Genomic DNA, 25,947 nt, shown 5'->3' with positions numbered 1-25,947 from the left:
GGCCATCCCGCTGCCTCAACCAGAACATCCGGCCGCCGCGTTTGCGTCAGCTCACGCGTCCTTACCCTCATGCGGCGCATCCGCCGCCGCGGCATCATGCCCAAGCTCGTACTCCGCATCGTAATTCCAGATGCTGCCGTCATCGGCCGCCGGCCCGCACGAAATCGACATCGCGCCCTGATCGGCCGGACCCACCAGGCGGCGGCTCATCGCGAACAGATTGCGGCCCAGATCATGCGCCGCCGGTGCGGTGTTCGGCGCCGGCTCACGTGCCGCGAACTCGGCCGCATCCACCAACAGCTCCAGCGTGCCGGCCTCACCATCCAGACGGATGATGTCGCCCTCGCGCACACGTGCCAGCGGCCCGCCGCGCGAGGCTTCCGGGGTCATGTGGATCGCCGCCGGGAACTTGCCCGACGCGCCCGACAGACGACCGTCGGTAACCAGCGCCACGCGACGGCCCTGGTTCTGCAGCAGGCCCAGCAGCGGCGCCAGCGAATGCAGCTCCGGCATGCCGTTGGAGCGCGGACCCTGGTAACGGACCACCGCCACGAAATCGTGCGGCAGCACACCGGCCGCGTGCAGCTTGTTGAGGACCTGCGGCGCATCGACCACCACCGCCGGCGCTTCGATCGTGCGGAACTCCGGCTTCACCGCCGACAGCTTGATCAGCGAACGGCCGAGGTTGCCGCGCAGCAGGCGCAGGCCGCCCTGGGATTCGAACGGATTGGCCACGCCACGCACCACATCCGGATCGGCGCTCTCGCGCACACCGTCGATGTAGGTCAGCTTGCCGTCGCGCAACGCCGGCTCCTGGCCGTACTGCGGCATGCCGCCTTCGGCCACGGTCTGCAGGTCGGCGTGCATCAGGCCGGCCTCCATCAGCTCACGGAACACGAACGCGGTGCCGCCCGCGGCAGCGAAGCGGTTCACGTCGGCTTCGCCGTTCGGATAGACGCGGGCCAGCAGCGGGATCAGCTGCGAGAGCTGGTCCATGTCGTCCCAGGTCAGCACGATGCCGGCCGCACGCGCCACTGCGATCCAGTGGATGGTGTGGTTGGTCGAGCCGCCGGTGGCCATCAGGGTGACCACGGCGTTGACGATCGCGCGTTCGTCGATCAAGCGGCCGAGCGGTCGGAAGTCGTCGCCCAGCGCGCTGATCTCCAGCGCACGCACAGCTGCCTGGCGGGTCAGTGCATCGCGCAGCGGCGTATCCGGATTGACGAACGAGGCGCCCGGCATCTGCACGCCCATCGCCTCGAGCAGGGTCTGGTTGGAGTTGGCGGTGCCATAGAAGGTGCAGGTGCCGGCGCCGTGGTACGAGGCGGCTTCGGCTTCCAGCAGTTCTTCGCGGGTCGCCTGGCCGGCCGCATAGCGCTCGCGCACTTCGGCCTTCTGCTTGTTCGGAATGCCCGGGGTCATCGGGCCGGCCGGCAGGAAGATCGCCGGCAGGTGGCCGAAAGCGAGCGCACCGATCAGCAGGCCCGGCACGATCTTGTCGCAGACGCCGAGGTAGACGCTGGCATCGAACATGTCATGGCTCAGGCCGATCGCGGTCGACTGGGCGATCACATCGCGCGAGAACAGCGACAGCTCCATGCCGCCGCGGCCTTGGGTGACGCCGTCGCACATCGCCGGCACGCCACCGGCAACCTGTGCGGTCGCGCCGAGTTCGCGCGCGGTTTCGCGCAGGATCTCCGGGTAGTGCTCGAACGGCTGGTGCGCCGAGAGCATGTCGTTGTACGCGGTGATGATGCCCAGGTTGGGCGTCACGCCGCCGCGCAGGCGCGACTTGTCGGTCGGGCCGCACGCGGCGAACCCGTGGGCAAGGTTGCCGCAGCTCAGGCGCGAACGGAACGGACCGTCGCGCAGCGCCGCGTCGACACCGGCCAGGTACGCGGCGCGCGAGGCGACGCTGCGCTGGACGATGCGCTCGGTGATGGCATGGAGTTTGGGATGCAGGCTCATTGGCTACCGGCTATGAGAAGGCGAACGGAACAACACCGGGGCAACTCAGTCACACCAGTGGACGCGCAGTTTCGCGCCGTCGAGATCGATCGCGTTGAGGATGGGATACAGCTGCGGATTGTTGCTTTCCAGCGCGTGCTTGAGCACTTCCAGCTTCTGCTTGCCACGCAGCAACAACAGGCGCTGGCGGCTCTGCTTCAAGCCGTGCGGCGTGAGGGTGATGCGCAGCGGCCACTGGTTCGCACCGGGGCAGCCGGTGGCATCCAGCGCCGCGTAGGGCAGGGTGCTTTCCAGTGCGCGGGTCAAATCCTTCGAACCCGGGAACAGCGAGGCGGTGTGGCCGTCATTGCCCATGCCCAGCACGCTCACGCAGGGACGCTGGCTGTGCCGGGCCTGCAGGTTGGCGCTGTAGACGCACTCGGGCAGCGGCTTGCCGACCCGCACCAGCGGATCGAAATGCGCGCCTTCAGCACGGGTGAGAAAGCTCTCCTTCACCAGCCATGCATTGCTGTCGCGATCCTGCGGCGAGAGCCAGCGCTCATCGACCAGGCTCACTTCCACCCGGTCCCATTGAACGTCCAGCTCGGCCAGTGCCTGGTAGATCGGCGCCGGCGTGGTGCCGCCGGAGAGCAGCATGCGCGCCCGGCCGAACTCGGCGATGTCGCGGTTGAGCTCGGCGGCCATTTCGGCGGCCACGGCCTCGATCCAGCCATCGGCATCGCCATGGCGGATCAGGGTGAAACGATCGGACGTATCCAGGGTATTCATGCGGTGCCTCCCGGCAGATCGCGTTCCACATCCGCCGCATACGCGGCCGCGCCGAGCAGGCCGGGGCTGGGGTGCATCACCGCCAGTGACGGCACCTTGGACATGATCGAAGAGAAGCGGCCCTTGTGTTCAAAGCGCTGGCGGAAGCCGGAGTGCTGCAGCGAATCGAGCATCTTCGGCACCAGGCCGCCGGTCAGGAACACGCCATCCCAGGCGCCCTGCATCAGCACCAGGTCACCGGCGATCGCGCCGAACACCGCACAGAACACATCCACGGTCCGCATCGCCTGCGGGTCGCCATGCAGCGCACGCGCGGTGACGTCCACCGGCTGCAGCTGGCCCGGATCGATGTCGGCCATCTCGCACACGGCGCGATGGATGTTGACCAGGCCGGGTCCGCAGATCAGGCGCTCGTTGGAGACACGGCCGAACTGTTCGGACAGGATTTCCAGGATGCGGATCTCTTCCGGCGTCCCGGGCGGGAAGCTGACGTGGCCACCCTCGGTTTCCAGCGGATAGCAGCGGCCGTGGCGCAGGATCAAGCCGCCCACGCCCAGCCCGGTGCCGGGGCCGATCACCGCGTAGTTGCGCGGCTGGCCCGGCTTGCCCGGCACCCACGCCGCGCCGCCGACCTGGATCACATCGTGCGGCTGCAGCAGCGAGATCGCCATCGCCTGGGCGGCGAAGTCGTTGATCAGGTGCAACTCATCGAAGCCGAGCATGTGCGCGGTGCGCATGCGCGAGATCACCCACGGGTGATTGGTGATGCGCGCTTCGTCACCGTCCACGCGGCCGGCCACGGCGAACACGCCGCGCTTGGCTTCCGCGCCGATCTGTTCGAGATAGTGCCGTGCGGCCTCGCCCAGTGAAGGGAACTCAGCGACGGCGAATTCGCGGATGCTGTCCTGCTGCAGTGGCGCGGCCAGCGAGGTGTCGGCGAGCGCGAAGCGAGCGTTGGTACCGCCGATATCCGCGACGAGGACCGGCTGGGACAACACCGTCATGCCTGGCCACCACGGGCAGCGTCGGCGTCGGCATCGGCGGGCAGGAAGCCGGCAGCTTCTTCCGGACCCCATTCACCGGCCGGGTAGGGCTGCAGCGGCAGCTTGGCTTCCTTCCATGCGTCGCTGACGCTGTCGATCCAGGCCCAGGCCGCGCGCACTTCGTCATCACGCACGAACAGTGCGTGGTTGCCGTTGAAGGCATCCAGGAACAGGCGCTCGTAGGCGATGCGGCGGTGCAGGCCGGTGGGTACGGACAGTTCCAGTTCCAGCGGGTGCAGTTCCAGCGCGCCCCATTCCGGGCCGGCCAGCGAACTCATCAGGCCCAGCTCGATGTTTTCCTGCGGCTGCAGCTGGAAGGTGATCCGGTTCGGGGTGGCGTTGCCGCGGTGCGGTCGTTCGAACAGCCAATGGGTGACCGGCTTGAGTGTGACCACCACGCGGGTGGTGCGCTCGGCCAGGCGCTTGCCGGTGACCAGATGGAACGGCACGCCGGACCAGCGCCAGTTGTCGATATGCGCGGTGACGCCGGCGAAGGTTTCCACATCGCTGCCTTCCGGCGGCTGGTAGGCCTGCGCGGGCTGGCCATTGATGGTGCCGGCGGTGTAGCGGCCACGCACGCTGTCACGCGCGGCGTGCTTGGCATCGAGCGGGCGCAGGGCGCGCAGCACCTTGACCTTCTCATCGCGGATGCGATCGGCTTCCAGCGAGGCCGGCGGCTCCATCGCGACCAGGCACAGCAGCTGCAGGATGTGGCTCTGGACCATGTCGCGCAGCGCACCGGAGCGGGCGTAATACGCATCGCGGCCGTCCACGCCCTCGCTCTCGGCGACCAGGATATGCACCGATTCGATGTAGTTGCGGTTCCACACCGCCTCGAGCAGCGTGTTGCCGAAGCGCAGCGCGATCAGGTTCTGCACCGCGGCCTTGCCCAGGTAGTGATCCAGGCGGAACACGCGGTCTTCGTCGATCCACTGGCCGATGGTGGAGATGATCTCCTCGGCGCTGGCGCTGTCGCTGCCGATCGGCTTTTCCAGCATCAGCCGGTGCGGTGCGGCCAGGGCGCCGCCCTTGGCCAGGCCTTCGCAGGTGGAGATGTACAGGCCCGGCGGGATCGCCAGGTAGCTCACGCACTTGCGGTCGACCAGGTCATGGACCGATTCGGCCACGGACTCGGGATTGCGCAGATCCACCGAACGGTAGTCGATGCGCTGCAGCAGCGAGTGGATGTCGTCCTGGCTGGCCATGGGCATGGCCTGCTGCAGGCGCGGGCGCAGGATCTCGCGGAAGGCCTCGGTATCGTGCGGCGACAGCGCCAGCGCACGGACCTTGAAGTCTTCGGGGAGCAGGCCGTCGCCCAGCAATCGCAGCAGCGAGGGGAACAGATAGCGCTGGGCCAGGTCACCTGTGGCGCCAAACAGGAAGAGGGTGTCGTGCATCGCTCGAGTTTCAGATCCGGGTGACATCGTTGTCAATCGCTTCTCGTCTATGTTCTCGGGGGTCGGGCGGGGTCCGTTGTCTGCTTGTTGCAGGTGCAGCACGCCCCATGGATTCCGCCCGGCATGATGGCCTGCCGACCGGGTGTCGTGGGAGATATCGCATCCTCCCCGGCATCCCGATCACGGCCGACCATCGGATAGTGCCACGTGAAAACGTTTACATGGCAGAATGCGCAGACTGTATTCGATTGCAGTGGTCGCCGTCATGCGGCACCACGCCATCGACCTGCCATCGGGAGGGCCGAAGGCAGTTCCGCATAACAGCCCGGAGACCGGGCGGACTGGAATGGTGATATGGCAAAAGTGCAGTTGCAGGGCGTTCGCAAGGTCTACGACAACGGTCAGGTGGCCGTGCAGGGCGCGACCTTCGAAGTGGCCGATGGTGAATTGATGGTGCTGGTGGGGCCGTCGGGGTGTGGCAAGTCCACACTGCTGCGCATGGTCGCCGGCCTGGAGGAGATCAGTGGCGGCACGCTGACCATCGGCGAGCGCGTGGTCAACGACGTGGCGCCGAAGGATCGTGACATCGCCATGGTGTTCCAGAGCTACGCGCTCTACCCGCACATGACCGTGGCCGAGAACCTGGCCTTCGGCCTGAAGCTGCGCGGCCACGACAAGGCGACGATCAGCAAGCGGGTCAGCGAGGCGGCCGAAACGCTGGGTCTGACCGACATGCTCGACAAGCTCCCCAAGGCGATGTCCGGCGGCCAGCGCCAGCGCGTCGCGCTGGGCCGCGCCCTGGTGCGTGAGCCGGCGGTGTTCCTGCTGGATGAGCCGCTCTCCAACCTGGATGCCAAGCTGCGCCACAGCGTGCGTACGGAAATCGCGCAGCTGCACCGCAAGCTCGGCACCACGATGATCTACGTGACCCACGATCAGGTGGAAGCGATGACCCTGGGCCAGCGCATCGTGGTGCTCAAGGACGGCGTGATCCAGCAGATCGATACCCCGATGGCGCTGTATGACCGTCCGGCCAACCTGTTCGTGGCCGGCTTCCTCGGCAGCCCGGCGATGAACGTGCTGCGCGGCACCCTGCAGCGCACCGACAGTGGCTATGCCGTGCAGGACACCGGGCTGACCGCGCCGCTGGGCCAGGCCCGGATCGATCAGGCGTGGGTCGGCAAGGCGATCGCCGTGGGCGTGCGCCCGGAGCATCTGCAGCCGGCCGCCGCCGGGGATGCGACCGCGTTCGAGGCGATGATCGATGGCATCGAGCCGGTCGGCAACGAGATCTTCGTCAACATGACCAGTGGCGGCCAGCCGTTGGTGATGCGCGTGGCGCCGCAGGCGTTGCCCTCGGTGGGCGAGCCGATCCGTGTGGCGATCCACCCGCAGGGCCTGCATTTCTTCGATGCAGAGACCGGCGAGCGGTTGAACGACGCGTAACACGCGGCCGGGTTACGGGGTTGCCGGCCAGCGGCCGGCACTACCCGTGCCCGAATCCGGCAGTGCCACCAGATCCGGCAGTGCCACCAGATCCGGCAGTGCCACGAGATCCGGCAGTGTCACCAGATCCGGCAGTGCCACGAGATCCGGCAGTGCCACCAGATCCGGTAGTGCCGGCCGCTGGCCGGCTCCCCGTACACCCATCAACGTTCATGGCGTGCCGCATCGATCAACGGTCGATGCCTACCGGGTCTACCGCGCCAGACCGTCCAGCAAGGGCAGGTGAGCGGCCTGGACCCCGCCGACGCTCAACGGCTCCGGCGCGATCTCCAGCGGCAGTACCGCCAGGGCCAGGTCACCGGCCACCGACGCGACCGTGCCGATCGCCGCCTCGTTCTGATGTACCTGCGTGCCGCTGGTCGTGCCCTCCACGACCCGCAGCAGCTGCAGGGCGCGCTTGGCCTTGCCCAGGAAATGGGTGCGGGCCACGATTTCCTGGCCCGGGTAGCAGCCCTTCTTGACGCTGTACCCGTTCAGGCGGTCCAGCCCCAACTGCTGTGGCGTCCACTGCTCGCGCTGATCGGCGTCCAGTCGCGGCAGCCCGTAGCGCAGGTCGGACTGGCGCCAGGCCAGCGCGATATCCGCACTGTCGGCCGCAGCGGCCACGGCATCGGCCGCGCCGATCCGCAGGCTGCGCGGAAGCACATCGCTGCCGAGGTCCAGTTCGAGGTTTTCGCCGGCAAGTTGCGCAATCGCGGCCCCGGAGGCCGCTTCCGGCGCGGTGAAGCTCGCCACCACGGCCAGGTCGTTGCGCACCTCGATCCGGACCTTGCGGCGGAATACAAAACGCTGCAACTGCGACGCAATCGCATCGGCGTCGCCGTCGGCGAGCAGCAGCACGATGCGCTCCTCCTCCAGCCGCAACAGCTGGAACACAGCAATGGTGCGGCCCTTGGCCGTCAGCCAGGCACTCCACTGCCAATGCCGCAGGGGCAGGGCGGTGACATCGCTGGAGAATTGGGCATGGGCAAAGGCGGCCGCATCGGCACCGCTGAGACTGAGCAGCTGGTGACCGGAAAGGCGCGAAAAGCCGGCGAAATCGGAGGGCAGGTTGTCAGGCACGTGAACGGGGTCTAAAATTTGTGCGTTGCGAGAACACCCATGATAGGCCAAACAACCCCCACTCCAGATTCTGAAGCTGAAGGCACGCTGGTACCGGAGGAGCAACCGCTCCCCGCGACGCCGGCAGTGCCTTTGGAAATCGGCGGCCGCGGCGGACTTGATCCGGTGCGGTACGGAGATTGGGAAAAAAACGGACGCTGCATCGATTTTTGATCAGCATTGAGCCAACGCGGCATTGCGCCGCCCAGCCGAGATAACGAGCCCAGCGAATGGCCGCCAGAGAACGTCCCCTTTCCCCGCACCTTCAGGTGTATCGCTGGCAGATTCAGATGGCCACCTCGATCCTGCATCGAGCGACCGGCATCTTTCTGTCTGTTGGAGCCCTGATCATTGCCGGCGGCCTGCTCGCCCTGATGATGGGTCCTGAATCCTGGAACTGCTTCACCGGCCAGGCCGGTAGCTGGTACGGCAAGCTCTTCCTGTTCGCCTGGACCTGGTCCTTCGCCTACCACCTGTGCAATGGCATCCGCCATATCGTGCAGGACTTCGCGATCGGCTTCTCCATCCCCGCCTTCGTGCGCAGCAGCTGGGTCTCGGTGTTCGCCAGCCTGGTGATCACCGCCCTGATCTGGGCCTATGTCTTCATGGGAGCGGCCGCATGAACAAGTACCGTACCCCGCTGAAGAACGTGCGTGGCCTGGGCGCCGCCAAGACCGGCACCGAGCACTTCGTGATGCAGCGCCTGACCGCCACCGCGCTGGTCGGCCTGAGCATCTGGTTCCTGGTGTTCGTGCTGAGCCTGATCGGCGCCGATTACGTGACCGCCACCGACGCGGTGTCCAAGCCGTGGAACGCGGTGCTGCTGGTCGGCTTCCTGGTCGCGATGTTCTGGCATGCCCAGCTCGGCCTGCAGGTCGTGCTGGAAGACTACATCCACAATTCGCTGCTGGCCCTGGCGCTGCAGACCACGGTGAAGTTCATCGCCGTGCTCGGCGGGATCGTCAGTGTTTTTGCGGTCGCCCGCATCGCGCTCGGCGTCGCCTGAGTCCAGGCACCAAGACAGGAATCCAGATTAGATGTCCGCTTACAAGATTACGGAACACAAGTACGACATGGTCGTGGTCGGCGCCGGCGGTGCTGGCCTGCGCGCCACGTTCGGTCTTGCCGCCAAGGGCCTGCAGACGGTCTGCCTGACCAAGGTCTTCCCGACCCGTTCGCACACCGTGGCCGCGCAGGGCGGTATTTCCGCCGCGCTGGGCAACATGGGTGAAGACGACTGGCGCTACCACTTCTTCGACACCATCAAGGGCTCGGATTGGCTGGGTGACCAGGACGCCATCGAGTACATGTGCCGCGAAGCGATCCCGGCCATCATCGAACTGGAACACTATGGTGTGCCGTTCAGCCGTACCGAAGAAGGCAAGATCTACCAGCGCCCGTTCGGCGGCATGACCACCAAGTACGGCGAAGGCCCGTCCGCGCAGCGCACCTGCGCCGCGGCCGACCGTACCGGCCACGCCATGCTGCACACGCTGTACCAGCAGTCGCTGGCGCACAACGCGCGCTTCATGATCGAGTACTTCGCGCTCGACCTGATCTTCGATGACGAAGGCGTCTGCCGCGGCGTGCTCGCGCTGGACATGGCCGACGGCTCGCTGCACCTGTTCCGCGCCCATGGCGTGGTGCTGGCCACCGGCGGCTACGGCCGCGCCTACTTCAGCGCCACCTCGGCCCACACCTGCACCGGCGACGGCGGCGGTCTGGTCATGCGTGCCGGCCTGCCGATGCAGGACATGGAGTTCGTGCAGTTCCACCCGACCGGTATCTACGGCGCGGGCTGCCTGATCACCGAAGGCGTGCGTGGCGAAGGCGGCATCCTGCGCAACAGCAACGGCGAGCGCTTCATGGAGCGCTATGCACCGCACTACAAGGATCTGGCCTCGCGCGACGTGGTGTCGCGCTCGATGACCATCGAGATCCGCGAAGGCCGCGGCGTCGGCGAGCACAAGGATCACATCCTGCTCGACCTGACCCACCTCGGCCCGGGCGTGATCGACGACAAGCTGCCGGGCATCGCTGAAAGCGCCCGCATCTTCGCCGGCGTGGACGTGCACAAGCAGCCGATCCCGGTCATCCCGACCGTGCACTACAACATGGGCGGCATCCCGACCAACTACCACGGCGAAGTCGTGCGCAAGGTCGGCGACAACCCCGATGCGGTCGTGCCGGGCCTGTACGCCATCGGCGAAGCGGCCTGCGTGTCCGTGCACGGCGCCAACCGCCTGGGCTCGAACTCGCTGCTGGATCTGGTCGTGTTCGGCCGTGCGGTGGCCAACCGCTGCGCCGACACCATCAAGTCCGGGGCACCGCACAAGACCCTGCCGTCCGATGCCTGCGACAAGGCCCTGGGCCTGCTCGACAAGCTGCGTTACGCCAACGGCGACACCCCGACCTCGGTCATCCGCGATCGCATGCAGCGCACCATGCAGAACGACGCGGCGGTGTTCCGTACCAGCAAGACGCTGGAAGAGGGCTGCACCAAGATGGCCGAGATCTTCGACTCCTTCCAGGACGTCAAGGTCTCCGACCGTTCGCTGGTGTGGAACTCGGACCTGATCGAAACCTACGAGCTGAACAACCTGCTGCTCAACGCGGTGGCGACGATCAACTCGGCCGAACAGCGCAAGGAAAGCCGCGGCGCGCATGCGCATGAGGACTTCCCGGACCGCGACGACGTCAACTGGCAGAAGCACACGCTGGTCAACGTCGACGAGAACGGCAAGTGCGAGTTCGACTACCGTCCGGTCCACATGTACACGCTGAGCAAGGACGTGGACGTCGTCCCGCCCAAGCCGCGCGTTTACTAAGAGACCTGCGGCATGACCTCCGTCCACGCAGCGCTCGCCACCGCCACCTCCCGCACGGGTGGGGTGGTGCGTGCGCCGCGGGCCGGTGGTGTCGACTTCCTCATCTTCCGTGCTACCCGCGCCTGCTCTGCAGCGCGAGCCGCCTGAGCCAACGAGAACAGCCATGGCCGAGTTTTCCCTCCCCAAGAATTCCAAGATCGGAAAGGGCAAGCACTTCCCCGCCCAGACCGGTGCGAAGAACACCCGCACCTTCAAGATCTACCGCTGGAGTCCCGACGACGACAGCAATCCGCGCACCGATACGTATGAGATCGATCTGGACGCCTGCGGCCCGATGGTCCTGGACGCGCTGATCAAGATCAAGAACGAGATCGATCCGACCCTGACCTTCCGCCGTTCGTGCCGCGAGGGCATCTGCGGTTCGTGCGCGATGAACATCGACGGCACCAACACGCTGGCCTGCACCCGCGCGATTGCCGATTGCGGCAAGGCTGAAGTGCCGATCTACCCGCTGCCGCACATGAGCGTGGTCAAGGATCTGGTGCCGGACCTGACCCACTTCTACGCGCAGTACGCCTCGATCAAGCCGTGGATCCGTACCCAGACCCCGCCGCCGCCGGATCGTGAGCGCCTGCAGTCGCCGGAAGACCGCAAGAAGCTCGATGGCCTGTACGAGTGCATCCTGTGCGCCTGCTGCTCGACCAGCTGCCCGAGCTACTGGTGGAACGGCGAGCGTTACCTGGGCCCGGCCATCCTGCTGCAGGCCTACCGCTGGATCATCGACTCGCGCGATGAAGACACCGGTGCGCGCCTGGACGAGCTGGAAGACCCGTTCAAGCTGTACCGCTGCCACACCATCATGAACTGCTCGCGGACCTGCCCGAAGGGCCTGAACCCGGCGCTGGCCATTGCCGAGATCAAGAAGCTGATGATGGCGCGCCGCGCCTGATCCACGTATGTCCTGTAGAGCCACGCCATGCGTGGCTTCGCAGAAAAAGATCGAAACAGTAGAGCCACGCCATGCGTGGCTTTGCAGAAAATGATCGAAACGGTAGAGCCACGCCATGCGTGGCTTTGCAGAAAAAGATCGAAACGGTAGAGCCACGCCATGCGTGGCTTTGCCTTATCTGGAAACGCAGAAAATGGACGAAGCAACCGAACTGAAAAAGCTGCGCTGGCGTTGCCGCCGCGGCATGCGCGAGCTGGACCAGCTGTTCGGCCGTTATCTGGACCGTTGCTGGCTGCAGGCACTGACAGACGAGCGCGAGGTTTTCCTGTTCCTGCTCGAGAGCGAGGACGATAAGTTGTGGCGCTGGTTCATGGGTTACGAGGAGTGCCCGCATGCCGCGCCCGCCGCCCTCATCGCCCGGATCCGCGCCCTTCCAGCGTGAGTGGTATCCCTCGCGCTGGCAGTGCCGCGCGCTGATCGCCATGGGCGCTGTGATGCCCTGGGCAGTGTGGGCGACCGATCTGCCCGCGCCGTGGGGCGTGCCGCTGGGCATGGTGGCGATGGCCGGCACCTGGTGGGAGGCGTGGCGATATGCGCGCCGCCCGGGCTGCGTCTTCGTGATTCCGGCGGACGAAGACCCGGTGCAGGTGGATGGCGAGCCGGTCGAGGCGCTGCAGATGCGGTGCCGCGGCCCGCTGCTGGTGCAGCTGGGGTGGCGCCAGGACGGCCGCCGCCATTGGCGCCTGTTCTGGCCCGATACCCTTCCCCCGGGGCAGGCACGTGAACTGCGACTAGCCGTCCGGGCACACTGCATTTCCCGTTCACCCCCTGCAGTGGCACCATAGCCTGAATTGTCCGGCGTACCTGCATGTTCAAACCCATACCTGTCTCGATTGGCCTGCGCTACCTGCGCGCCAAACGCCGCAACGGCTTCATCTCCTTCATCTCCATGGCCTCGATCCTCGGCATTGCCCTGGGCGTGACCGTGCTGATCACCACGCTTGCCGTCATGAGCGGTTTCCAGAAGGAAATCCGCGATCGCCTGCTGCAGATGACCGCGCATACCACCATCACCACCGACGGCGCCCCGATGGCCGATTGGGCGCATGCGGTGGAGGTGGCCAAGAAGGATCCGCGGGTTGCCGGCGCGGCGCCGTACATCGAAATCCAGGCCATGCTCAGCGGTCCCCGCGTGCAGGGCGCCATCGTGCAGGGCATCGACCCGGCGCTGGAGCCGAACGTCTCGGTGATCAACCAGAAGGTCAAGAAAGGCAGCTTCGACAGCCTGACCGCGGGCAGCTACAACCTGCTGGTCGGCCAGGAACTGGCGATCTACCTCGGTGTCGGCGTCGGCGATACCGTGCTGGTCACGTTGGCCGAAGTGCAGGGCACGCCGATCGGCGCGATCCCGCGCATGAAACGCTTCACCGTGAGCGGCATCTTCGAAGCCGGTTACAACGAGGTCGACCGCGGCGTGGCCTACGCCAACATGGCCGATCTGGAAAAAGTACTGCGCGTCGATGGCGTCACCGGTGTGCGCCTGAAACTGCATGACATGGACAAGGCGCTGGAGGTCGGCGTCGATCTGGCCCACAACCTGACCGGTGCCTACCGGGTCAGCGACTGGACCCAGCAGAACGCCAACCTCTACCACTCGCTACGCATGGAGAAGGTGGTGATGGGCATCCTGCTCTCGCTGATCATCGCCATGGGCGCGTTCAACCTGGTCTCCTCGCAGGTGATGCTGGTCACCGACAAGCAGGCCGACATCGCGATCCTGCGCACCCTGGGCCTGACCCCGGGCGGCGTCATGCAGGTGTTCATGGTGCAGGGCTCGCTGATCGGCATCTTCGGTACCGTGCTCGGCGTGATCGGTGGCATCACCCTGACCTTGAACCTGGAGCGCATCCTCGGCGCAATCGAGACGCTGTTCAACGTCAAGCTGCTGCCGGAGGACGTTTACTACATCACCGGCCTGCCGACCGACATGCAGACCCCGGACATCATCGTGATCACCGCCGTGGCGCTGGTCATGAGCTTCCTTGCCACCCTGTATCCCGCCTGGCGCGCGGCACGTACCCAGCCGGCGGAGGCCCTGCGTTATGAATGAAGCACTCACCCTGGGCCAGGAAGTCATCCGCGCCGAAGCGCTGGCCAAGACCTATGCCGAAGGCCGCATGCAGACCCCCGTGTTCAACGGGCTGGACCTGCGCGTGGCGGCCGGCGAGACCGTGGCCATCATCGGCGCTTCCGGCGCCGGCAAAAGCACCCTGCTGCATCTGCTCGGTGGCCTGGATACGCCGACGGCGGGCGAGGTCTACGTGGCCGGCCAGCGCATGTCCGGCCTGTCCGACAGCCAGCGCGGCCAACTGCGCAACCGCGCGCTCGGCTTCGTCTACCAGTTCCATCACCTGCTGCCCGAATTCACCGCGCTGGAAAACGTGATGATGCCGGTGCTGCTGGGTGGCGAAGAAGTGGTCGACGCGCGCACCCGTGCGCAGGCGCTGCTGGAATCGGTCGGCCTGGGCCATCGCCTGGACCACAAGCCGGGCGAGCTGTCCGGCGGTGAACGCCAGCGTGCGGCCGTCGCCCGCGCCTTGGTCAATCGCCCGGCCTGCGTGCTCGGTGATGAGCCGACCGGCAACCTGGATGACAAGACCGCCGCGACCGTGTTCGAGCTGATGCTCGAGCTCAACCGCGCGCACCACACCAGCCTGGTGCTGGTGACCCACGACCGCTCCCTGGCGCGCAAGCTGGACCGCGTGCTGGAGTTGCGCGAAGGGCGGCTGCACAGCCTGGCGCACAGCGAGGTCTGAGCAGGCAGCAGCGCCTGCCTGGGCGCTGAACACCCGGCGGGTTCCTCTCGCCGGGACCACGCCGGGCGGCGCATGATCGGCGCACAGTCCCCAGCAGGAGGCGTCATGAAGCAGACCCTCGCCATCGCGGACCTGTGCCTTGGGCTGGCCGCGTGCGCCAGTACCGGCCGCCTATCCACCGCGCAGAAGCTCGATCTCTACCGCGCCCACGCCGGGCCGCCGCAGCAGGACATGCCGCTGTACGGCTCGCTGTCGGGCTGGACGGCTCTCGGCGACAGTGCGCTGGCGGTCTGGACGCGCCCGAGCGAGGGCTATCTGCTGGATCTGGCCGGACCGTGCCAAGGGTTGGACTACGCCTCGGCGATCGGCCTGACCAGCCGGATCGGGCGCGTTTCGTCACGCTTTGACAAGGTGCTGGTGCGCGACCCGACGGCCGGCCCGGTGAATCTGCCGTGCTTCATCAGCAGCATCCGCAAGCTGGATACCAAGGCGTTGCGGGCGTCCGAGCAGGAGCTGCGCCAGGCGCAGGTGCAGGAGCGCGAAGAAGGCCAGCAGGCGCCGACCCCGTAGTGCCGGCCGCTGGCCGGCCAAGGCATACCGACGAGGGCACCACGATCCCGCGATCGCCACAACCTCGCGGTCGCCACATCCTCGCGGTAGATACCGTCCGTGGGTCGGTATCAGCGGCGATCAGGCCTCCGGTACGAACCCGGCCGGCTTCTCCGCGCCACCGCTGAACAGGTATTTCACCAGCTCTTCTTCCAGGAACGCGCGGTGCTTGGGATCGCGCGGCGACAGCCGGTTTTCATTGATCAGCATGGTCTGGTGCGCCAGCCACGCGGCCCACGCCGGCTTGCCGATGTGGTTGAAGATGCGCTGGCCCAGTTCGCCGGGGTAGGGCACGAAGTCCAGGCCTGCGGCGTCGCGTTGTTCGTACTGGCAGAAAACGGTGCGGGGCATAGCGTTACTCGTTGTCTTGGGATGTTGCTGCGCGCCGCATTGTACGGCGCTTGGGCTGAGCGGGCGGTGCACCCGTTTCCAGCAGCTTGCGGATCGGCGCGGGCAGGCCGAGCGTGGCCAGTTCCTCGGCGGCGACCCAGCGCCGCCCTGCATCGTTGCCGCGCGCACCCTGTACGGTTGCCACCAGCACCTGCAGATGCAACCGGTAGTGGCTGAAGGTGTGCTCCAGCAGCGGCAGCGGCTCGGCGTCGTCCAGCGAGCCGTCGATGTGCGCGTCGAACCAGTCCTGCAGGGCGATCCCGCTGTCGGCCTGGGGCAGGGTCCATAACTGCGCCCAGATGCCGGTGTCCGGCCGTTTCTGCAGTAGTACGCGGCCGCGTGCGTCGCGCAGCAGCAACGCTACCGCCTCGCGCTCAGGCAGGGTCTTGCCCGGTTTGGGCGTCGGCAGCTGATCGGTGCGGCCTTCACGACGGGCAACGCAGGTCGCCTGCAGCGGACAGATCACGCAGGCGGGCCTGCTGCGGCTGCAGACGCTGGCGCCCAGGTCCATCTGCGCCTGGGTGTAATCGACCATGCGCGTGCCAGGCACCTGCGCTGCGTGCGCCTCGGCGACCGCCCACAGCTGCTTTTCGATCGCCGGCAGGCCGGGAAAGCCCTCGATGCCGTGATAGCGGGTCAGTACGCGCTTGACGTTGCCATCGAGAATCGCGAACCGGTCATTCCAGGCCTGGCTGAGGATCGCGCCCGCAGTGCTGCGGCCGATGCCCGGCAGCGCATGCAGTGCATCGAAATCACGCGGCAGCTCGCCGCCATGCAGGTCCACGCAGCGCTGCGCGGCGGCATGCAGGTTGCGTGCACGGGCGTAGTACCCCAATCCCGCCCACTGCGCCATCACCGCGTCATTGCTGGCGGCGGCCAGGTCGGGCAGGGTCGGGAACGCCGCGAGGAACTTCAGGAAGTACGGGATGACCGTGCTGACCTGGGTCTGCTGCAGCATGATCTCCGACAGCCACACCCGGTACGGCGAGCGCGGGTGCTGCCACGGCAGGTCATGCCGGCCGTGATCGTCGAACCAGTGCAGCAGCCGCGAGACGAAGACATCGTCGGTCGGCAACGGGGCGCTGGCGGTAGGCTGGCGGGTCATGCAGATTCCGGAGAAGGACGGGAGCCACGCCATGCGTGGCTGCATCGGCAGCCGGGGAGACCGGTCACGGAGGTGAAGCAGCCACCCATGGGGTGGCTCTACAAGTGAAGCCGCTGCCTGGCCCGGCGGTGATCAGGCGCCGAGTGCTTCGGGCAGCAGGGCGTCTACAAAGGCTTCCGGGTCGAACACGCGCAGGTCTTCCGGGCGCTCGCCGATGCCGCAGAAGCGGATCGGAATGCCGAACTCGCGGGCGAGCGCGAACACCACGCCGCCCTTGGCGGTGCCGTCCAGCTTGGTCACCACCAGGCCGGTCACGTTGACCGCCGCGTGGAACTGGCGCAGCTGCGAGAGCGCGTTCTGGCCGGTGGTGCCATCGATGACCATCAGCACTTCATGCGGCGCATTGGCATCGATCTTGCCGAGCACGCGGCGGATCTTGCCGAGCTCGTTCATCAGGCCGGCCTGGGTATGCAGGCGGCCGGCGGTATCGGCGATCAGCACCTCGGTGCCGCGTGCCTTGCCGGCCTGCAGTGCATCGAAGGCGACCGAGGCCGCATCGGCGTTCTGACCTTGCGCGACCACGGCCACGCCGTTGCGTTCGCCCCAGGCCTGCAACTGCGCGACGGCAGCGGCACGGAAGGTATCGCCGGCGGCCAGCATCAGGCTGTGGCCGTCGTCCTTGAAGCGCTTGGCCAGCTTGCCGATGGTGGTGGTCTTGCCGACGCCGTTGACGCCGACGGTGAGCACCACGAACGGCTTGGCGGTGCGGTCGATGACCAGCGGCCTGGCGACCGGCTGCAGGATCGCGATCAGCTCGGCGCGCAGCGCGGTGAGCAGCGCATTGGCATCGGTGAACTCGCGCGCCTTCATGCGCTTGCGCAGGCCTTCGACCAGCGCCGTGGTCGCGCCGACGCCGACATCGGCGGTGATCAGCGCGGTTTCCAGTTCGTCGAGCAGGTCGTCATCGAGCTTGGGATTGCGCGAGAACAGGCCGCCGAAACTGCGTGCGATCACGCTGTTGCGCAGGCGCTCGCGCCAGCCGCTCTTGCCGGCAGCGGCGGGGGCCATGTCCTGGGAGGTCGGTCGCTCGGTCACGATGGTCGGGGCGACCGGGGCAACCGTAGTGATCGGAGCTGGAACAGCCGACGGCGCAACGACGGCCGGCGCCGGGTTGCTCACGGGAGCGGCCGGAATCGGGGTGGGCGCGGCGGGCGCGACACGGGCCTCCAGCGGCGGCTCTTGAACCGGTGCAGCTACCGTCGGGGCAGGGGAGATAGGCTCCTGAACAACTGGCGCGGCCACCGCGGGTGCAGGGGCTGCCGGCGCCGGGGTCACCGGGGCAGGCACCACAGGTGCAGCCACCACGGGCGCGGGAATGACCGGCGCGGGAACCACTGGGGTCGGCGCGATCACGCGCTCCACCGGCGCGGCTGGCTCGGGAGCGGGAACAGGGGTTTCCACCACGGGCGGCAGCGGCGCAGGCGCCGGCGGTGCAGCAGGCTCGGTCCTGGCCTGCGGGAACGCGGCAGCCAACTCCTCGGCGGAGTAATGCTGGGTCTTGGCCGCCTCTTGCGGGGCGTCCTGGGGCTTTTTGCGACGGAAGAAGCTGAGCATTGGCAAAAGACGCTGAAATCAGAGGGCTATGCTACCACTGCGCCCCGAATGCCCATGGGCGTGCAGGTGCGGTGGGGCGGGACTCAAGTAATGGCCGATGCGGCCGTTACCGGTTGTGAAGGGCTGCGCCATGCGGGCGCGGCCGGGACCGCGAAACGGTGAACGATGAGCGTGATGTCCATTGCCAGCGCCGGCATGCGTGCCGCTTCGCTGGGCGTACAGGCGGCCGTCTCCAACGTGGCGCGATTGCCGGTGGCTGATTCCACGCGGCTGGGGATCGCGCAGGCCGCAACGGCAGGGGGCGGTGTCACCGCCACCGTGGTCGCCGCACCTGACGATGCCAACGCGCCCATCGCGGATCTGCTCACCGCCAAGCAGGCTGCGCTGGCGTTTGCCGCCAACGCCACCGTGATCCGGCGTCAGGACGAGATGCTGGGCACCTTGCTCGATCGCTGGGCCTGACCCGAGCGCACGCGCTGACCGCCGCGCGGCGCCATGCACCATCAACCGCGGCGGGCGCCGACCCGTGGCCGGCACCCACCTGCAGCACGACTTACGCCGACAGCTCCAACAACAGCTTGTTGAGCCGGCGCACATACGCTGCCGGGTCCTTCAGCGTGTCGCCCGCGGCCAGCGCGGCCTGATCGAACAGCACGCGGCTCAGGTCGTCGAAGCGCGCGGCATCGCCTTCCTGATCCAGCTTGGCGATCAGCGGATGGGCAGGGTTGAACTCGAACACCGGCTTGCTGTCCGGCACCTTCTGCCCACTGGCTTCCAGGATCTGGCGCATCTGCAGGCCCAGATCCTGCTCGCCGATCGCCAGGATCGCCGGGGAGTCGGTCAGGCGGTGCGAGACGCGCACGTCGGCGACGTCATCACCCAGCGCGGTCTTGATGCGGTCCACCAGCGCCTGCTTGTCCTTGGCGACGGCTTCCTGGGCCTGCTTGTCTTCGGCGCTTTCCAGCGCGCCCAGGTCCAGGTCGCCACGGGCGACATCGACGAACGACTTGCCATCGAACTCGGTCAGGTACCCCATCAGCCATTCGTCGATGCGGTCGGTGAGCAGCAGCACTTCCACGCCCTTCTTGCGGAACACTTCCAGGTGCGGGCTGTCCTTGACCTGGGTGTGGCTGTCGCCGGTCAGGAAGTAGATCTTGTCCTGGCCCTCGATCATGCGGCCCACGTAGTCGGCCAGCGAGACGCTGGGCTCGCCACTGGCATCATGGGTGGAGGCGAAGCGCAGCAGGCCGGCGATCTTTTCGCGGTTGCCATAGTCTTCGGCCGGGCCCTCCTTGAGCACCTGGCCGAACTGCTTCCAGAAGCCGGCATAGACCTCCGGCTTGTCCTTGGCCAGCTTCTCCAGCATGTCCAGCGAGCGCTTGGTCAGCGCCGACTTCATCGAATCGATGACCGGGCCGGACTGCAGGATTTCGCGCGAGACGTTCAGCGACAGGTCGTTGGAATCCACCACGCCCTTGATGAAACGCAGGTACAGCGGCAGGAACTGCTCGGCCTGGTCCATCACGAAGACGCGCTGCACGTACAGCTTCAGGCCCTTGGGCGCGTCACGGTGGTACAGATCGAACGGCGCATGGCCGGGCACGTACAGCAGCGAGGTGTACTCCAGCTTGCCTTCGACCTTGTTGTGGCTCCACGCCAGCGGATCCTGATGGTCGTGCGCGGCGTGCTTGTAGAACTCCTGGTACTCGGCGTCGCTGATCTCGGTCCGCGGGCGCGTCCACAGGGCGCTGGCACGGTTGACGGTCTCCCATTCAACCTCGGCCGGGGCGTCGTCGCCGTGGTGTTCCTTGACCATCTGGATCGGCAGGCCGATGTGGTCGGAGTACTTCTTGATGATGCCGCGCAGGCGCCAGCCGTCGGCGAAGTCGCGCTGGTCGTCCTTCAGGTGCAGCACGATGCGGGTGCCGCGCTCGGGCTTGTCGATGGGTTCCACGTCGAACTCGCCTTCGCCGCGCGAGGACCAGTGCACGCCCTCGCTGGCGGGCAGGCCGGCGCGACGGGAATAGACGTCGACCTGGTCGGCGACGATGAAGGCGCTGTAGAAGCCGACGCCGAACTGGCCGATCAGCTGGGAGTCCTTCTTCTGGTCGCCGGAGAGCTGGCGCAGGAAGTCGCCGGTGCCGGATTTGGCGATGGTGCCCAGGTGGGCGATCGCTTCATCCCGGCTCATGCCGATGCCGTTGTCGTCGATGGTCAGGGTGTTGGCCGTGGCATCGAAACTGACGCGGATGCGCAGGTCGCCGTCGTTTTCGAGCAGGGCCGGCTGGGTCAGCGCTTCGAAGCGCAGCTTGTCCGAGGCGTCGGCCGCGTTGGAGATGAGCTCGCGAAGGAAGATTTCCTTGTTGGAGTACAGCGAGTGGATCATCAGCTGCAGCAGCTGTTTGACTTCGGTCTGGAAGCCCAGGGTTTCTTTTTGGGTCTGCACGGTCATGGGTCGTGTTGCTCCTTGGGACATTGCCGCGCCCGGCGCGGCGGCTGGCTCAAGGGGTAGGGGTGGATTGTCCCGAATTCAAGAGTGTCGGCAGCCTCGGGGGCTGAATCGCAAGCAGGAGCGCGGCGCCTGCATGTCCGTGTGGGAGGGCGGCGGGTACGGGGGGCCGGGACGCGGCGTGAACCCATCCATGGGGCCTCGTGGGCAGCATCCATGCTGCGCAACGGTCCCGGCCCCCGTACCCGCCACCCTCTACAAGGTGGGTCGGACGTGCGACAGGTAGAGCCACGCCATGCGTGGCTGCATTTCATTCCAGCATCGGGATGCCTGGCAGAGACAGCGACCGGACCGCCTAGAATGTCGTCCTGAACCGCCTGCCATCCGTGCCCATGACTCTCTTCCGACCGTTCGCCCATCCCGCTTCCATCTGTCTCCGGAGCCACGCATGAAGCCGCGTCAGCCGGCGGGGGCCGTGGGCCAGGTGCGGATCATCGGGGGCAAGTGGCGCAATACGAAGCTGCCGGTGCCGCTGTCACCGGGGCTGCGGCCCAGCAGTGACCGGGTGCGGGAGACGCTGTTCAATTGGCTGATGCCGCGGCTGGGTGGGGCGCGGGTGCTGGATCTGTTCGCCGGCAGCGGGGCGCTGGGTCTGGAGGCGGTGTCGCGAGGGGCGGCGCAGGCGACGCTGGTGGAGCGCGATGTCGCATTGTCCCGCCAGTTGCGCGAGTCGGTCGCCAAGTTGGGCGCGCAGGAGCAGATCGCGGTGGTACAGGCCGATGCGCTGCAGTGGCTGCGTCAGCCGGCCGGAGCGCTGGCGGATATCGTGTTCATCGATCCGCCGTTCGCCGATGGGCTGTGGGAGGCGGTGATCACCGGGCTGCCGTCACATCTGGCCGCCGATGCCTGGCTGTACGTGGAGTCCCCGGCCGATCAGGCGCCGAGGATGCCCGCGCCGTGGCTGCTGCACCGCGAGGGGGGGACCCGGGAGGTGCGTTTTGCCCTGTATCGCCGCGCCACTGCTACACTTTCACCAGACCAACACGCGTAGCTGACGTATGACCGTGGCCAACCGCCGCATTGCCGTGTACCCGGGCACCTTCGATCCGATCACCAACGGTCACATCGATCTGGTGAACCGCGCTGCGCCCTTGTTCGAGAAGGTGGTGGTGGGCGTGGCGCAGAGTCCGTCCAAGGGGCCGACCCTGCCGCTGGAGCAGCGTGTGCAGCTGGCCCGCGATGCGCTGGGCCACAACCGCAACGTGGAAGTGCGTGGTTTCGATACCCTGCTGGCGCATTTCGTGCGCTCGGTGCAGGGCGGCATCCTGCTGCGCGGCCTGCGCGCGGTGTCCGATTTCGAATACGAATTCCAGATGGCGAGCATGAACCGCCATCTGATCCCGGAGGTCGAGACGCTGTTCCTGACCCCGGCCGAGCAACACAGCTTCATTTCGTCTTCGCTGGTCCGCGAGATCGCCCGTCTGGGCGGCGACGTGTCCGGCTTTGTGCCGTCCGCTGTGCTTGAGGCGCTGCGCAAGGTCCGTGAAGCGAAGTCGGGCCAAGCGTAGTACCTGTCAGACCCATACATACCAAGAATCACCAAGGGAGGAATTCCATGAACAACACCATGCGTGCCATGTTGATCGCGTCGTTCGCGCTGGCCTTCACCGCCTGCAAGAAGGAAGAGGCCGCACCGGTCGTCGAAGCCCAGCAGGCGCTGGTCGCCCCGGCTGCCGATGACGATGCCGGCTGGAAGAAGTACCTGCAGGCCGTGGCCGTGCAGAACATGGGCAACATCAGCAACAGCCCGTACCTGTACTACCTTGCCCCGGAATCGGATCCGGAATTCGCGGCCAAGTATGAGCGTCAGGTCGAAAGCGCCACCCAGGCCGTGGGCCGTGGCGTGCAGCCGGGCAACATGCTGGCCTTCGGTTCTTCGGCCTCGGCCAAGATGGCCGACATGATCCAGGCCGTGTTCAAGGACGTCTCGCCGGACTCGATGAAGGGTGTGCGCGTGGTGTTCATCGGCAAGGCCGCCGACAACGCCCGCGTCCAGTCGATCATCCAGCCGACCGGCGCCGAGTACATCTTCGTCGAAGCCAAGTAACCCGTGCAGTGGCGGCTGCGCCTTGTGCGCGGCCCGGGTGGCGCCCGCAGGGGCGTCACCGATGATCGGCCCGCGCGCCCGCGTGGGTCGGTTCTCATCCGCCGGCGCGGGCGTGGAGTAACGCCATGTCGCTGAAAATCAATGAGCTCTGCGTCAATTGCGACGTCTGTGAGCCGGCCTGTCCCAATCAGGCCATTTCGATGGGTGAAACCATCTACGTGATCGATCCGGCCCGCTGCACCGAGTGCGTGGGGCATTTCGACGAACCCCAGTGCGTGGTCGTCTGCCCGGTCGAATGCATCGATCCCGATCCGGACATTCCGGAAACCCAGGACGCCCTGCTGGCCAAGCTGCACGGGCTGCAGCGCGATCATCCCGAATTGTATGTCACGGAGTTTCTGCCCAAATGAGAACGCTGTCGCGTCGTTGGTTGCTGCTCGTCCTGCTGGTCAGCCCGAGCGTCTGGGCTGCGGAATCCCCGCAGGTGGCGCTGGCCAAGCATCCTGACGGCGCAGCCGTCGCCAGTGGCCATCACCTGGCCACCGAAGCCGGCATGGAAATCCTGGCCAAGGGCGGCAACGCATTCGATGCGGCCGTGGCCGTGTCCGCCACGCTGGCGGTGGTCGAGCCGATCAGTTCCGGCCTTGGTGGCGGCGGGTTCTTCCTGCTGCACGATGCAGCCACCGGCAAGGACGTGATGCTGGACGCGCGCGAAACCGCGCCGCAGTCCGCCACGCCCGAAGCGTTCCTGGACAAGAAAGGCGAGCTGGACCGCGACCGTTCGGTCAATGGCGCCTGGTCGGCCGGTATCCCGGGCCTGCCGGCAGCGCTGGTGGAACTGTCCTCCAAGCACGGCAAGCTGCCGCTGAAGACCTCGCTGGCGCCGGCGATGCGCATCGCGCGCGATGGCTTCCCGGTGTATGCGCGCATGTCCAAGGGCTATCAGTCCCGGCGTGAGGTGATGCAGCGCTATCCCGGCACGCGCGAGGTGTATGAGCGCAACGGCAAGCCGATCGCCGAGGGCGACCTGTTCCGCCAGCCGGAACTGGCCAGGACCATGGAGCGTCTGGCCGACCAGGGCTTCGATGGTTTCTACCGGGGCGAGACCGGCAAGCTGCTGCTCAAGGGCGTGAAGCAGGCCGGCGGCCATTGGACCGCCGAGGAACTGGCCGGCTATCGGGTCAAGCTGCGCGAGCCGATCGCCTTCAAGTACCGCGACTGGACCATCACCACCGCCTCGCCGCCGTCTTCCGGCGGCATCGCGCTGGCGGCCATGCTGCAGATCCTGGAAGGCTGGGACCTGAAATCGCTCGACCAGGCCCATCGCACCCACCTGGTGGTGGAAGCCATGCGCCGCGCCTACCGCGACCGCACCTTCTTCCTGGGCGATCCGGACTTCGTGGATATCCCGCAGAAGGTGCTGACCAGCAAGGATTACGCGCAGGGCCTGCGTGCCACCATCCATCCGGAGAAGGCGACCCCGAGCGATCTGCTCTCGGGCAACCCGACCCCGCTGGAAGATGACGAGACCACGCATTTCTCGATCATCGACCGCGAGGGCAACCGCGTCGGCGCGACCCAGACCGTGAACCTGCTGTACGGCTCGGGCCTGATTCCGTCGGGTACCGGCGTGCTGCTGAACAACGAAATGGACGATTTCGCGCTGAAGCCGGGCACGCCCAATGCCTTCGGCGTGATGGGCTATGCGGCCAATGCGCCCAAGCCGGGCAAGCGCATGCTCAGCTCGATGACCCCGACCTTCATGGAGTCTGCCGACAAGGTCGTGGTGCTCGGCACGCCCGGTGGCAGCCGCATCATCACCATGGTGCTGCTGGGCATCCTCGGCTACGACGATGGCCTGACCGCCCAGCAGGTCGCCGCGCTGCCGCGCTACCACCACCAGTGGCTGCCGGACCTGATCGAGGCCGAGAGCGGCACCTTCGATGCGGGCACCATCAAACAGCTGCAGGCGATGGGCCACAGGATCGATCTGCCCGGCGACACCGCCGCGGGTGGCCGCGGCTCCAGCCATGTTTGGGGCAACCTGCAGACCGTGGAATGGGACCGCCGCAGCAATGTCCTCAGCGGTGGCAGCGACCCGCGCAATCCGGTCGGCAGCGCCGCGGTCAGCCAGGCGCACTGATTGACCGCAGAAACGAGAAACCCCGTCCCAGTGGCGGGGTTTTTTCATGGGCGATGGCTAGCGAATATTTAACAGGGGCGCGACGATAATTTGCCAATGAAACTATGGTCCATCCGCGGTAACTCGCAGAAACTCGACGGCGGCGCGATGTTCGGTAATGCGCCGCGCGCGGTCTGGGAAAAATGGGCAGTGCCGGACGATCTCAACCGGATCGAACTGGCCTGCCGTGCACTGCTCGCCAGCCCACTGGCCGGCAAGACGGTGCTGTTCGAAACCGGGATCGGGGCGTTCTTCGAGCCGAAACTGCGGGACCGATACGGCGTGCAGGAGCCCAGCCATGTGCTGATCGAATCCCTGCGCGAGGCCGGGTTCGAGCACGAAGACATCGACGTGGTGGTGCTGAGCCATCTGCATTTCGATCATGCCGGCGGCCTGCTGGCACCGTGGAGCGAAGGGCGCTCGCCGGAACTGTTGTTCCCGAATGCGACCTTCCTGGTCGGGGCCGAGCACTGGGCACGTGCGCTGCATCCGCATCCGCGCGACCGGGCCAGTTTCATCCCGGAACTGCCCGGCCTGCTGCAGGCCAGTGGCCGTCTGGAGATCGTCGACGGTCCGTATTCCACCACCCTGGGCGACAGCGTGCGTTTCAGCTTCAGCGACGGGCACACGCCCGGCCTGATGCTGGCTGAGATCATCGGGCCGGAGACGGTGGATGGCCAGGCGCGGGGCGGCGTGGTGTTCTGTGCGGACCTGATCCCGGGCCGCTCGTGGGTGCATGTGCCGATCACCATGGGCTACGACCGCAACGCCGAACTGCTGATCGACGAGAAGCGCAGCTTCCTGGAAGACAAGCTGGCCCGTAACGTCCATCTGTTCTTCACCCACGACCCGCAGTGCGCGCTGGCCCAGGTGTCACGCGATGAGAAGGGCCGCTTCGGCACCGTGCACGAACAGGGCGAACTGAAGGCCCGCGCGCTGGCGTAACGCCTGCGCAACCACACCGGTAGGTGCCGACCGTTGGTCAGCACGCGATCACGGGCACGGCCGACCGTCGTTCGGCACGTCATGACGGGTAGTGGCGGGGGGGGGGGGGGGGCCCCCGGCGCCAGCACGGGGCGTTAGTTTTGCAGGCCCCCGCGCCCCAACACCAAGGG

At 66.9% G+C, this 25,947-nt stretch carries 28 protein-coding genes; 18 read left to right on the top strand and 10 right to left on the bottom strand.

The window, feature by feature from the left end; translation table 11 throughout:
• Positions 1–51: 51 nt before the first annotated feature.
• The 4 genes from edd to zwf are packed head-to-tail and all read right to left on the bottom strand — an operon-like array spanning position 52 to position 5,176.
• The gene (edd, locus tag ABE546_RS10940) at positions 52–1,968 is read right to left on the bottom strand and encodes a phosphogluconate dehydratase (RefSeq protein ID WP_346463688.1); all 1,917 of its coding nucleotides are present in this window, start codon (positions 1,966–1,968) and stop codon (positions 52–54) included.
• 45 nt (positions 1,969–2,013) lie between these two features.
• Positions 2,014–2,736 (bottom strand): 6-phosphogluconolactonase, encoded by a 723-nt coding sequence (gene pgl / locus ABE546_RS10935; protein ID WP_313211452.1) that lies wholly within the window; start codon positions 2,734–2,736, stop codon positions 2,014–2,016.
• The gene (gene glk / locus ABE546_RS10930; RefSeq protein ID WP_313217922.1) at positions 2,733–3,740 is read right to left on the bottom strand and encodes a glucokinase; all 1,008 of its coding nucleotides are present in this window, start codon (positions 3,738–3,740) and stop codon (positions 2,733–2,735) included. The genes pgl and glk overlap by 4 nt, the downstream gene beginning before the upstream one ends.
• Positions 3,737–5,176, bottom strand: coding sequence for a glucose-6-phosphate dehydrogenase (gene zwf / locus ABE546_RS10925; RefSeq protein ID WP_313211456.1), 1,440 nt, complete (start codon positions 5,174–5,176; stop codon positions 3,737–3,739). Before zwf ends, glk begins: the two co-directional genes overlap by 4 nt.
• Positions 5,177–5,530: 354 nt before the next feature.
• Between zwf and ugpC the strand changes: the two genes are divergently transcribed.
• Positions 5,531–6,622 carry a sn-glycerol-3-phosphate ABC transporter ATP-binding protein UgpC gene (gene ugpC / locus ABE546_RS10920; RefSeq protein ID WP_313211458.1) on the top strand — a complete coding sequence of 364 codons (1,092 nt, stop codon included), beginning with the start codon at positions 5,531–5,533 and terminating at the stop codon, positions 6,620–6,622.
• Between the two features lie 12 nt (positions 6,623–6,634).
• On the opposite strand, the gene ABE546_RS10915 is transcribed toward ugpC, so the two are convergent.
• A complete protein-coding gene (locus tag ABE546_RS10915; protein ID WP_346463686.1) occupies positions 6,635–6,826 on the bottom strand; it encodes a hypothetical protein in 192 nt (63 codons plus the stop codon).
• Positions 6,827–6,874: 48 nt separating this feature from the next.
• Positions 6,875–7,744 (bottom strand): folate-binding protein, encoded by an 870-nt coding sequence (locus ABE546_RS10910; RefSeq protein WP_346463684.1) that lies wholly within the window; start codon positions 7,742–7,744, stop codon positions 6,875–6,877.
• 39 nt (positions 7,745–7,783) lie between these two features.
• Here ABE546_RS10910 and ABE546_RS10905 point away from each other — a divergent pair, with 39 nt between their 5' ends.
• From ABE546_RS10905 to ABE546_RS10860, 10 genes are all read left to right on the top strand, one after another.
• A complete protein-coding gene (locus ABE546_RS10905; protein ID WP_102788321.1) occupies positions 7,784–7,957 on the top strand; it encodes a DUF1674 domain-containing protein in 174 nt (57 codons plus the stop codon).
• Positions 7,958–8,013: 56 nt separating this feature from the next.
• Positions 8,014–8,406 carry a succinate dehydrogenase, cytochrome b556 subunit gene (gene sdhC, locus ABE546_RS10900; RefSeq protein WP_313211464.1) on the top strand — a complete coding sequence of 131 codons (393 nt, stop codon included), beginning with the start codon at positions 8,014–8,016 and terminating at the stop codon, positions 8,404–8,406.
• Complete coding sequence (sdhD, locus tag ABE546_RS10895; RefSeq protein WP_313211466.1) at positions 8,403–8,789, top strand: succinate dehydrogenase, hydrophobic membrane anchor protein; 387 nt, start codon at positions 8,403–8,405, stop codon at positions 8,787–8,789. Before sdhC ends, sdhD begins: the two co-directional genes overlap by 4 nt.
• A 31-nt stretch (positions 8,790–8,820) precedes the next feature.
• Positions 8,821–10,611: a succinate dehydrogenase flavoprotein subunit gene (gene sdhA / locus ABE546_RS10890; protein ID WP_121041870.1), complete on the top strand. Its 1,791-nt coding sequence runs from the start codon at positions 8,821–8,823 to the stop codon at positions 10,609–10,611.
• A 163-nt stretch (positions 10,612–10,774) separates the two neighbouring features.
• Positions 10,775–11,560, top strand: coding sequence for a succinate dehydrogenase iron-sulfur subunit (locus ABE546_RS10885; protein WP_088432210.1), 786 nt, complete (start codon positions 10,775–10,777; stop codon positions 11,558–11,560).
• A gap of 193 nt (positions 11,561–11,753) precedes the next feature.
• A complete protein-coding gene (locus ABE546_RS10880; RefSeq protein WP_346463682.1) occupies positions 11,754–12,002 on the top strand; it encodes a succinate dehydrogenase assembly factor 2 in 249 nt (82 codons plus the stop codon).
• Complete coding sequence (locus ABE546_RS10875) at positions 11,953–12,405, top strand: hypothetical protein (RefSeq protein ID WP_346463680.1); 453 nt, start codon at positions 11,953–11,955, stop codon at positions 12,403–12,405. Before ABE546_RS10880 ends, ABE546_RS10875 begins: the two co-directional genes overlap by 50 nt.
• A gap of 23 nt (positions 12,406–12,428) precedes the next feature.
• Positions 12,429–13,670 carry a lipoprotein-releasing ABC transporter permease subunit gene (locus tag ABE546_RS10870; protein WP_346463678.1) on the top strand — a complete coding sequence of 414 codons (1,242 nt, stop codon included), beginning with the start codon at positions 12,429–12,431 and terminating at the stop codon, positions 13,668–13,670.
• Positions 13,663–14,376: a lipoprotein-releasing ABC transporter ATP-binding protein LolD gene (gene lolD, locus ABE546_RS10865; RefSeq protein WP_121041874.1), complete on the top strand. Its 714-nt coding sequence runs from the start codon at positions 13,663–13,665 to the stop codon at positions 14,374–14,376. The genes ABE546_RS10870 and lolD overlap by 8 nt, the downstream gene beginning before the upstream one ends.
• Positions 14,377–14,481: 105 nt before the next feature.
• The gene (locus tag ABE546_RS10860; protein ID WP_346463677.1) at positions 14,482–14,946 is read left to right on the top strand and encodes a DUF6491 family protein; all 465 of its coding nucleotides are present in this window, start codon (positions 14,482–14,484) and stop codon (positions 14,944–14,946) included.
• A 120-nt stretch (positions 14,947–15,066) separates the two neighbouring features.
• On the opposite strand, the gene ABE546_RS10855 is transcribed toward ABE546_RS10860, so the two are convergent.
• The 3 genes from ABE546_RS10855 to ftsY form a co-directional block, all read right to left on the bottom strand.
• Positions 15,067–15,336, bottom strand: coding sequence for an oxidative damage protection protein (locus ABE546_RS10855; RefSeq protein WP_346463675.1), 270 nt, complete (start codon positions 15,334–15,336; stop codon positions 15,067–15,069).
• 4 nt (positions 15,337–15,340) lie between these two features.
• On the bottom strand, positions 15,341–16,480 hold the full coding sequence (gene mutY, locus ABE546_RS10850) for an A/G-specific adenine glycosylase (protein WP_346463673.1): 1,140 nt from the start codon (positions 16,478–16,480) through the stop codon (positions 15,341–15,343).
• A 132-nt stretch (positions 16,481–16,612) separates the two neighbouring features.
• Positions 16,613–18,094: a signal recognition particle-docking protein FtsY gene (ftsY, locus tag ABE546_RS10845; protein WP_346463671.1), complete on the bottom strand. Its 1,482-nt coding sequence runs from the start codon at positions 18,092–18,094 to the stop codon at positions 16,613–16,615.
• A gap of 165 nt (positions 18,095–18,259) precedes the next feature.
• Between ftsY and ABE546_RS10840 the strand changes: the two genes are divergently transcribed.
• A complete protein-coding gene (locus ABE546_RS10840) occupies positions 18,260–18,556 on the top strand; it encodes a hypothetical protein (protein WP_313211481.1) in 297 nt (98 codons plus the stop codon).
• Between the two features lie 91 nt (positions 18,557–18,647).
• Here the strand turns inward: ABE546_RS10840 and htpG are convergent, their stop codons facing one another.
• Complete coding sequence (gene htpG, locus ABE546_RS10835) at positions 18,648–20,546, bottom strand: molecular chaperone HtpG (RefSeq protein ID WP_346463670.1); 1,899 nt, start codon at positions 20,544–20,546, stop codon at positions 18,648–18,650.
• A 445-nt stretch (positions 20,547–20,991) separates the two neighbouring features.
• Here htpG and rsmD point away from each other — a divergent pair, with 445 nt between their 5' ends.
• From rsmD to ABE546_RS10805, 6 genes are all read left to right on the top strand, one after another.
• A complete protein-coding gene (rsmD, locus tag ABE546_RS10830) occupies positions 20,992–21,594 on the top strand; it encodes a 16S rRNA (guanine(966)-N(2))-methyltransferase RsmD (RefSeq protein ID WP_313211486.1) in 603 nt (200 codons plus the stop codon).
• Between the two features lie 7 nt (positions 21,595–21,601).
• Positions 21,602–22,111 (top strand): pantetheine-phosphate adenylyltransferase, encoded by a 510-nt coding sequence (gene coaD / locus ABE546_RS10825; protein ID WP_313211488.1) that lies wholly within the window; start codon positions 21,602–21,604, stop codon positions 22,109–22,111.
• Positions 22,112–22,158: 47 nt separating this feature from the next.
• Complete coding sequence (locus ABE546_RS10820; protein WP_019183240.1) at positions 22,159–22,650, top strand: hypothetical protein; 492 nt, start codon at positions 22,159–22,161, stop codon at positions 22,648–22,650.
• A gap of 125 nt (positions 22,651–22,775) precedes the next feature.
• Complete coding sequence (locus ABE546_RS10815; protein WP_070427136.1) at positions 22,776–23,060, top strand: YfhL family 4Fe-4S dicluster ferredoxin; 285 nt, start codon at positions 22,776–22,778, stop codon at positions 23,058–23,060.
• Positions 23,057–24,793 carry a gamma-glutamyltransferase gene (gene ggt / locus ABE546_RS10810; protein WP_313217933.1) on the top strand — a complete coding sequence of 579 codons (1,737 nt, stop codon included), beginning with the start codon at positions 23,057–23,059 and terminating at the stop codon, positions 24,791–24,793. The genes ABE546_RS10815 and ggt overlap by 4 nt, the downstream gene beginning before the upstream one ends.
• A gap of 96 nt (positions 24,794–24,889) precedes the next feature.
• Positions 24,890–25,777, top strand: coding sequence for an MBL fold metallo-hydrolase (locus ABE546_RS10805; protein ID WP_313211496.1), 888 nt, complete (start codon positions 24,890–24,892; stop codon positions 25,775–25,777).
• The last annotated feature ends 170 nt before the right edge of the window (positions 25,778–25,947 follow it).

Origin of the sequence: Stenotrophomonas sp. TWI377, from assembly GCF_039674525.1 — a bacterium.
Classification (GTDB): Bacteria; Pseudomonadota; Gammaproteobacteria; order Xanthomonadales; family Xanthomonadaceae; genus Stenotrophomonas.
Note: the sequence above shows the minus strand (reverse complement) of the source record. Positions and strands in the feature narration are given on the sequence as shown.

Bases quoted from the DNA above. Each gene is read 5' to 3' on its own strand.
- mutY (WP_346463673.1), bottom strand. From the start codon at position 16,480: ATGACCCGCCAGCCTACCGCCAGCGCCCCGTTGCCGACCGACGATGTC.
- ftsY (WP_346463671.1), bottom strand. From the start codon at position 18,094: ATGCTCAGCTTCTTCCGTCGCAAAAAGCCCCAGGACGCCCCGCAAGAG.
- ggt (WP_313217933.1), top strand. From the start codon at position 23,057: ATGAGAACGCTGTCGCGTCGTTGGTTGCTGCTCGTCCTGCTGGTCAGC.
- ABE546_RS10860 (WP_346463677.1), top strand. From the start codon at position 14,482: ATGAAGCAGACCCTCGCCATCGCGGACCTGTGCCTTGGGCTGGCCGCG.
- ABE546_RS10840 (WP_313211481.1), top strand. From the start codon at position 18,260: ATGAGCGTGATGTCCATTGCCAGCGCCGGCATGCGTGCCGCTTCGCTG.
- lolD (WP_121041874.1), top strand. From the start codon at position 13,663: ATGAATGAAGCACTCACCCTGGGCCAGGAAGTCATCCGCGCCGAAGCG.
- ABE546_RS10805 (WP_313211496.1), top strand. From the start codon at position 24,890: ATGAAACTATGGTCCATCCGCGGTAACTCGCAGAAACTCGACGGCGGC.
- zwf (WP_313211456.1), bottom strand. From the start codon at position 5,176: ATGCACGACACCCTCTTCCTGTTTGGCGCCACAGGTGACCTGGCCCAG.
- sdhD (WP_313211466.1), top strand. From the start codon at position 8,403: ATGAACAAGTACCGTACCCCGCTGAAGAACGTGCGTGGCCTGGGCGCC.
- ugpC (WP_313211458.1), top strand. From the start codon at position 5,531: ATGGCAAAAGTGCAGTTGCAGGGCGTTCGCAAGGTCTACGACAACGGT.
- ABE546_RS10885 (WP_088432210.1), top strand. From the start codon at position 10,775: ATGGCCGAGTTTTCCCTCCCCAAGAATTCCAAGATCGGAAAGGGCAAG.
- glk (WP_313217922.1), bottom strand. From the start codon at position 3,740: ATGACGGTGTTGTCCCAGCCGGTCCTCGTCGCGGATATCGGCGGTACC.
- ABE546_RS10875 (WP_346463680.1), top strand. From the start codon at position 11,953: ATGCCGCGCCCGCCGCCCTCATCGCCCGGATCCGCGCCCTTCCAGCGT.
- coaD (WP_313211488.1), top strand. From the start codon at position 21,602: ATGACCGTGGCCAACCGCCGCATTGCCGTGTACCCGGGCACCTTCGAT.
- ABE546_RS10880 (WP_346463682.1), top strand. From the start codon at position 11,754: ATGGACGAAGCAACCGAACTGAAAAAGCTGCGCTGGCGTTGCCGCCGC.
- sdhC (WP_313211464.1), top strand. From the start codon at position 8,014: ATGGCCGCCAGAGAACGTCCCCTTTCCCCGCACCTTCAGGTGTATCGC.
- sdhA (WP_121041870.1), top strand. From the start codon at position 8,821: ATGTCCGCTTACAAGATTACGGAACACAAGTACGACATGGTCGTGGTC.
- ABE546_RS10855 (WP_346463675.1), bottom strand. From the start codon at position 15,336: ATGCCCCGCACCGTTTTCTGCCAGTACGAACAACGCGACGCCGCAGGC.
- ABE546_RS10905 (WP_102788321.1), top strand. From the start codon at position 7,784: ATGATAGGCCAAACAACCCCCACTCCAGATTCTGAAGCTGAAGGCACG.
- pgl (WP_313211452.1), bottom strand. From the start codon at position 2,736: ATGAATACCCTGGATACGTCCGATCGTTTCACCCTGATCCGCCATGGC.
- edd (WP_346463688.1), bottom strand. From the start codon at position 1,968: ATGAGCCTGCATCCCAAACTCCATGCCATCACCGAGCGCATCGTCCAG.
- htpG (WP_346463670.1), bottom strand. From the start codon at position 20,546: ATGACCGTGCAGACCCAAAAAGAAACCCTGGGCTTCCAGACCGAAGTC.
- ABE546_RS10820 (WP_019183240.1), top strand. From the start codon at position 22,159: ATGAACAACACCATGCGTGCCATGTTGATCGCGTCGTTCGCGCTGGCC.
- rsmD (WP_313211486.1), top strand. From the start codon at position 20,992: ATGAAGCCGCGTCAGCCGGCGGGGGCCGTGGGCCAGGTGCGGATCATC.
- ABE546_RS10915 (WP_346463686.1), bottom strand. From the start codon at position 6,826: ATGGGTGTACGGGGAGCCGGCCAGCGGCCGGCACTACCGGATCTGGTG.
- ABE546_RS10815 (WP_070427136.1), top strand. From the start codon at position 22,776: ATGTCGCTGAAAATCAATGAGCTCTGCGTCAATTGCGACGTCTGTGAG.
- ABE546_RS10870 (WP_346463678.1), top strand. From the start codon at position 12,429: ATGTTCAAACCCATACCTGTCTCGATTGGCCTGCGCTACCTGCGCGCC.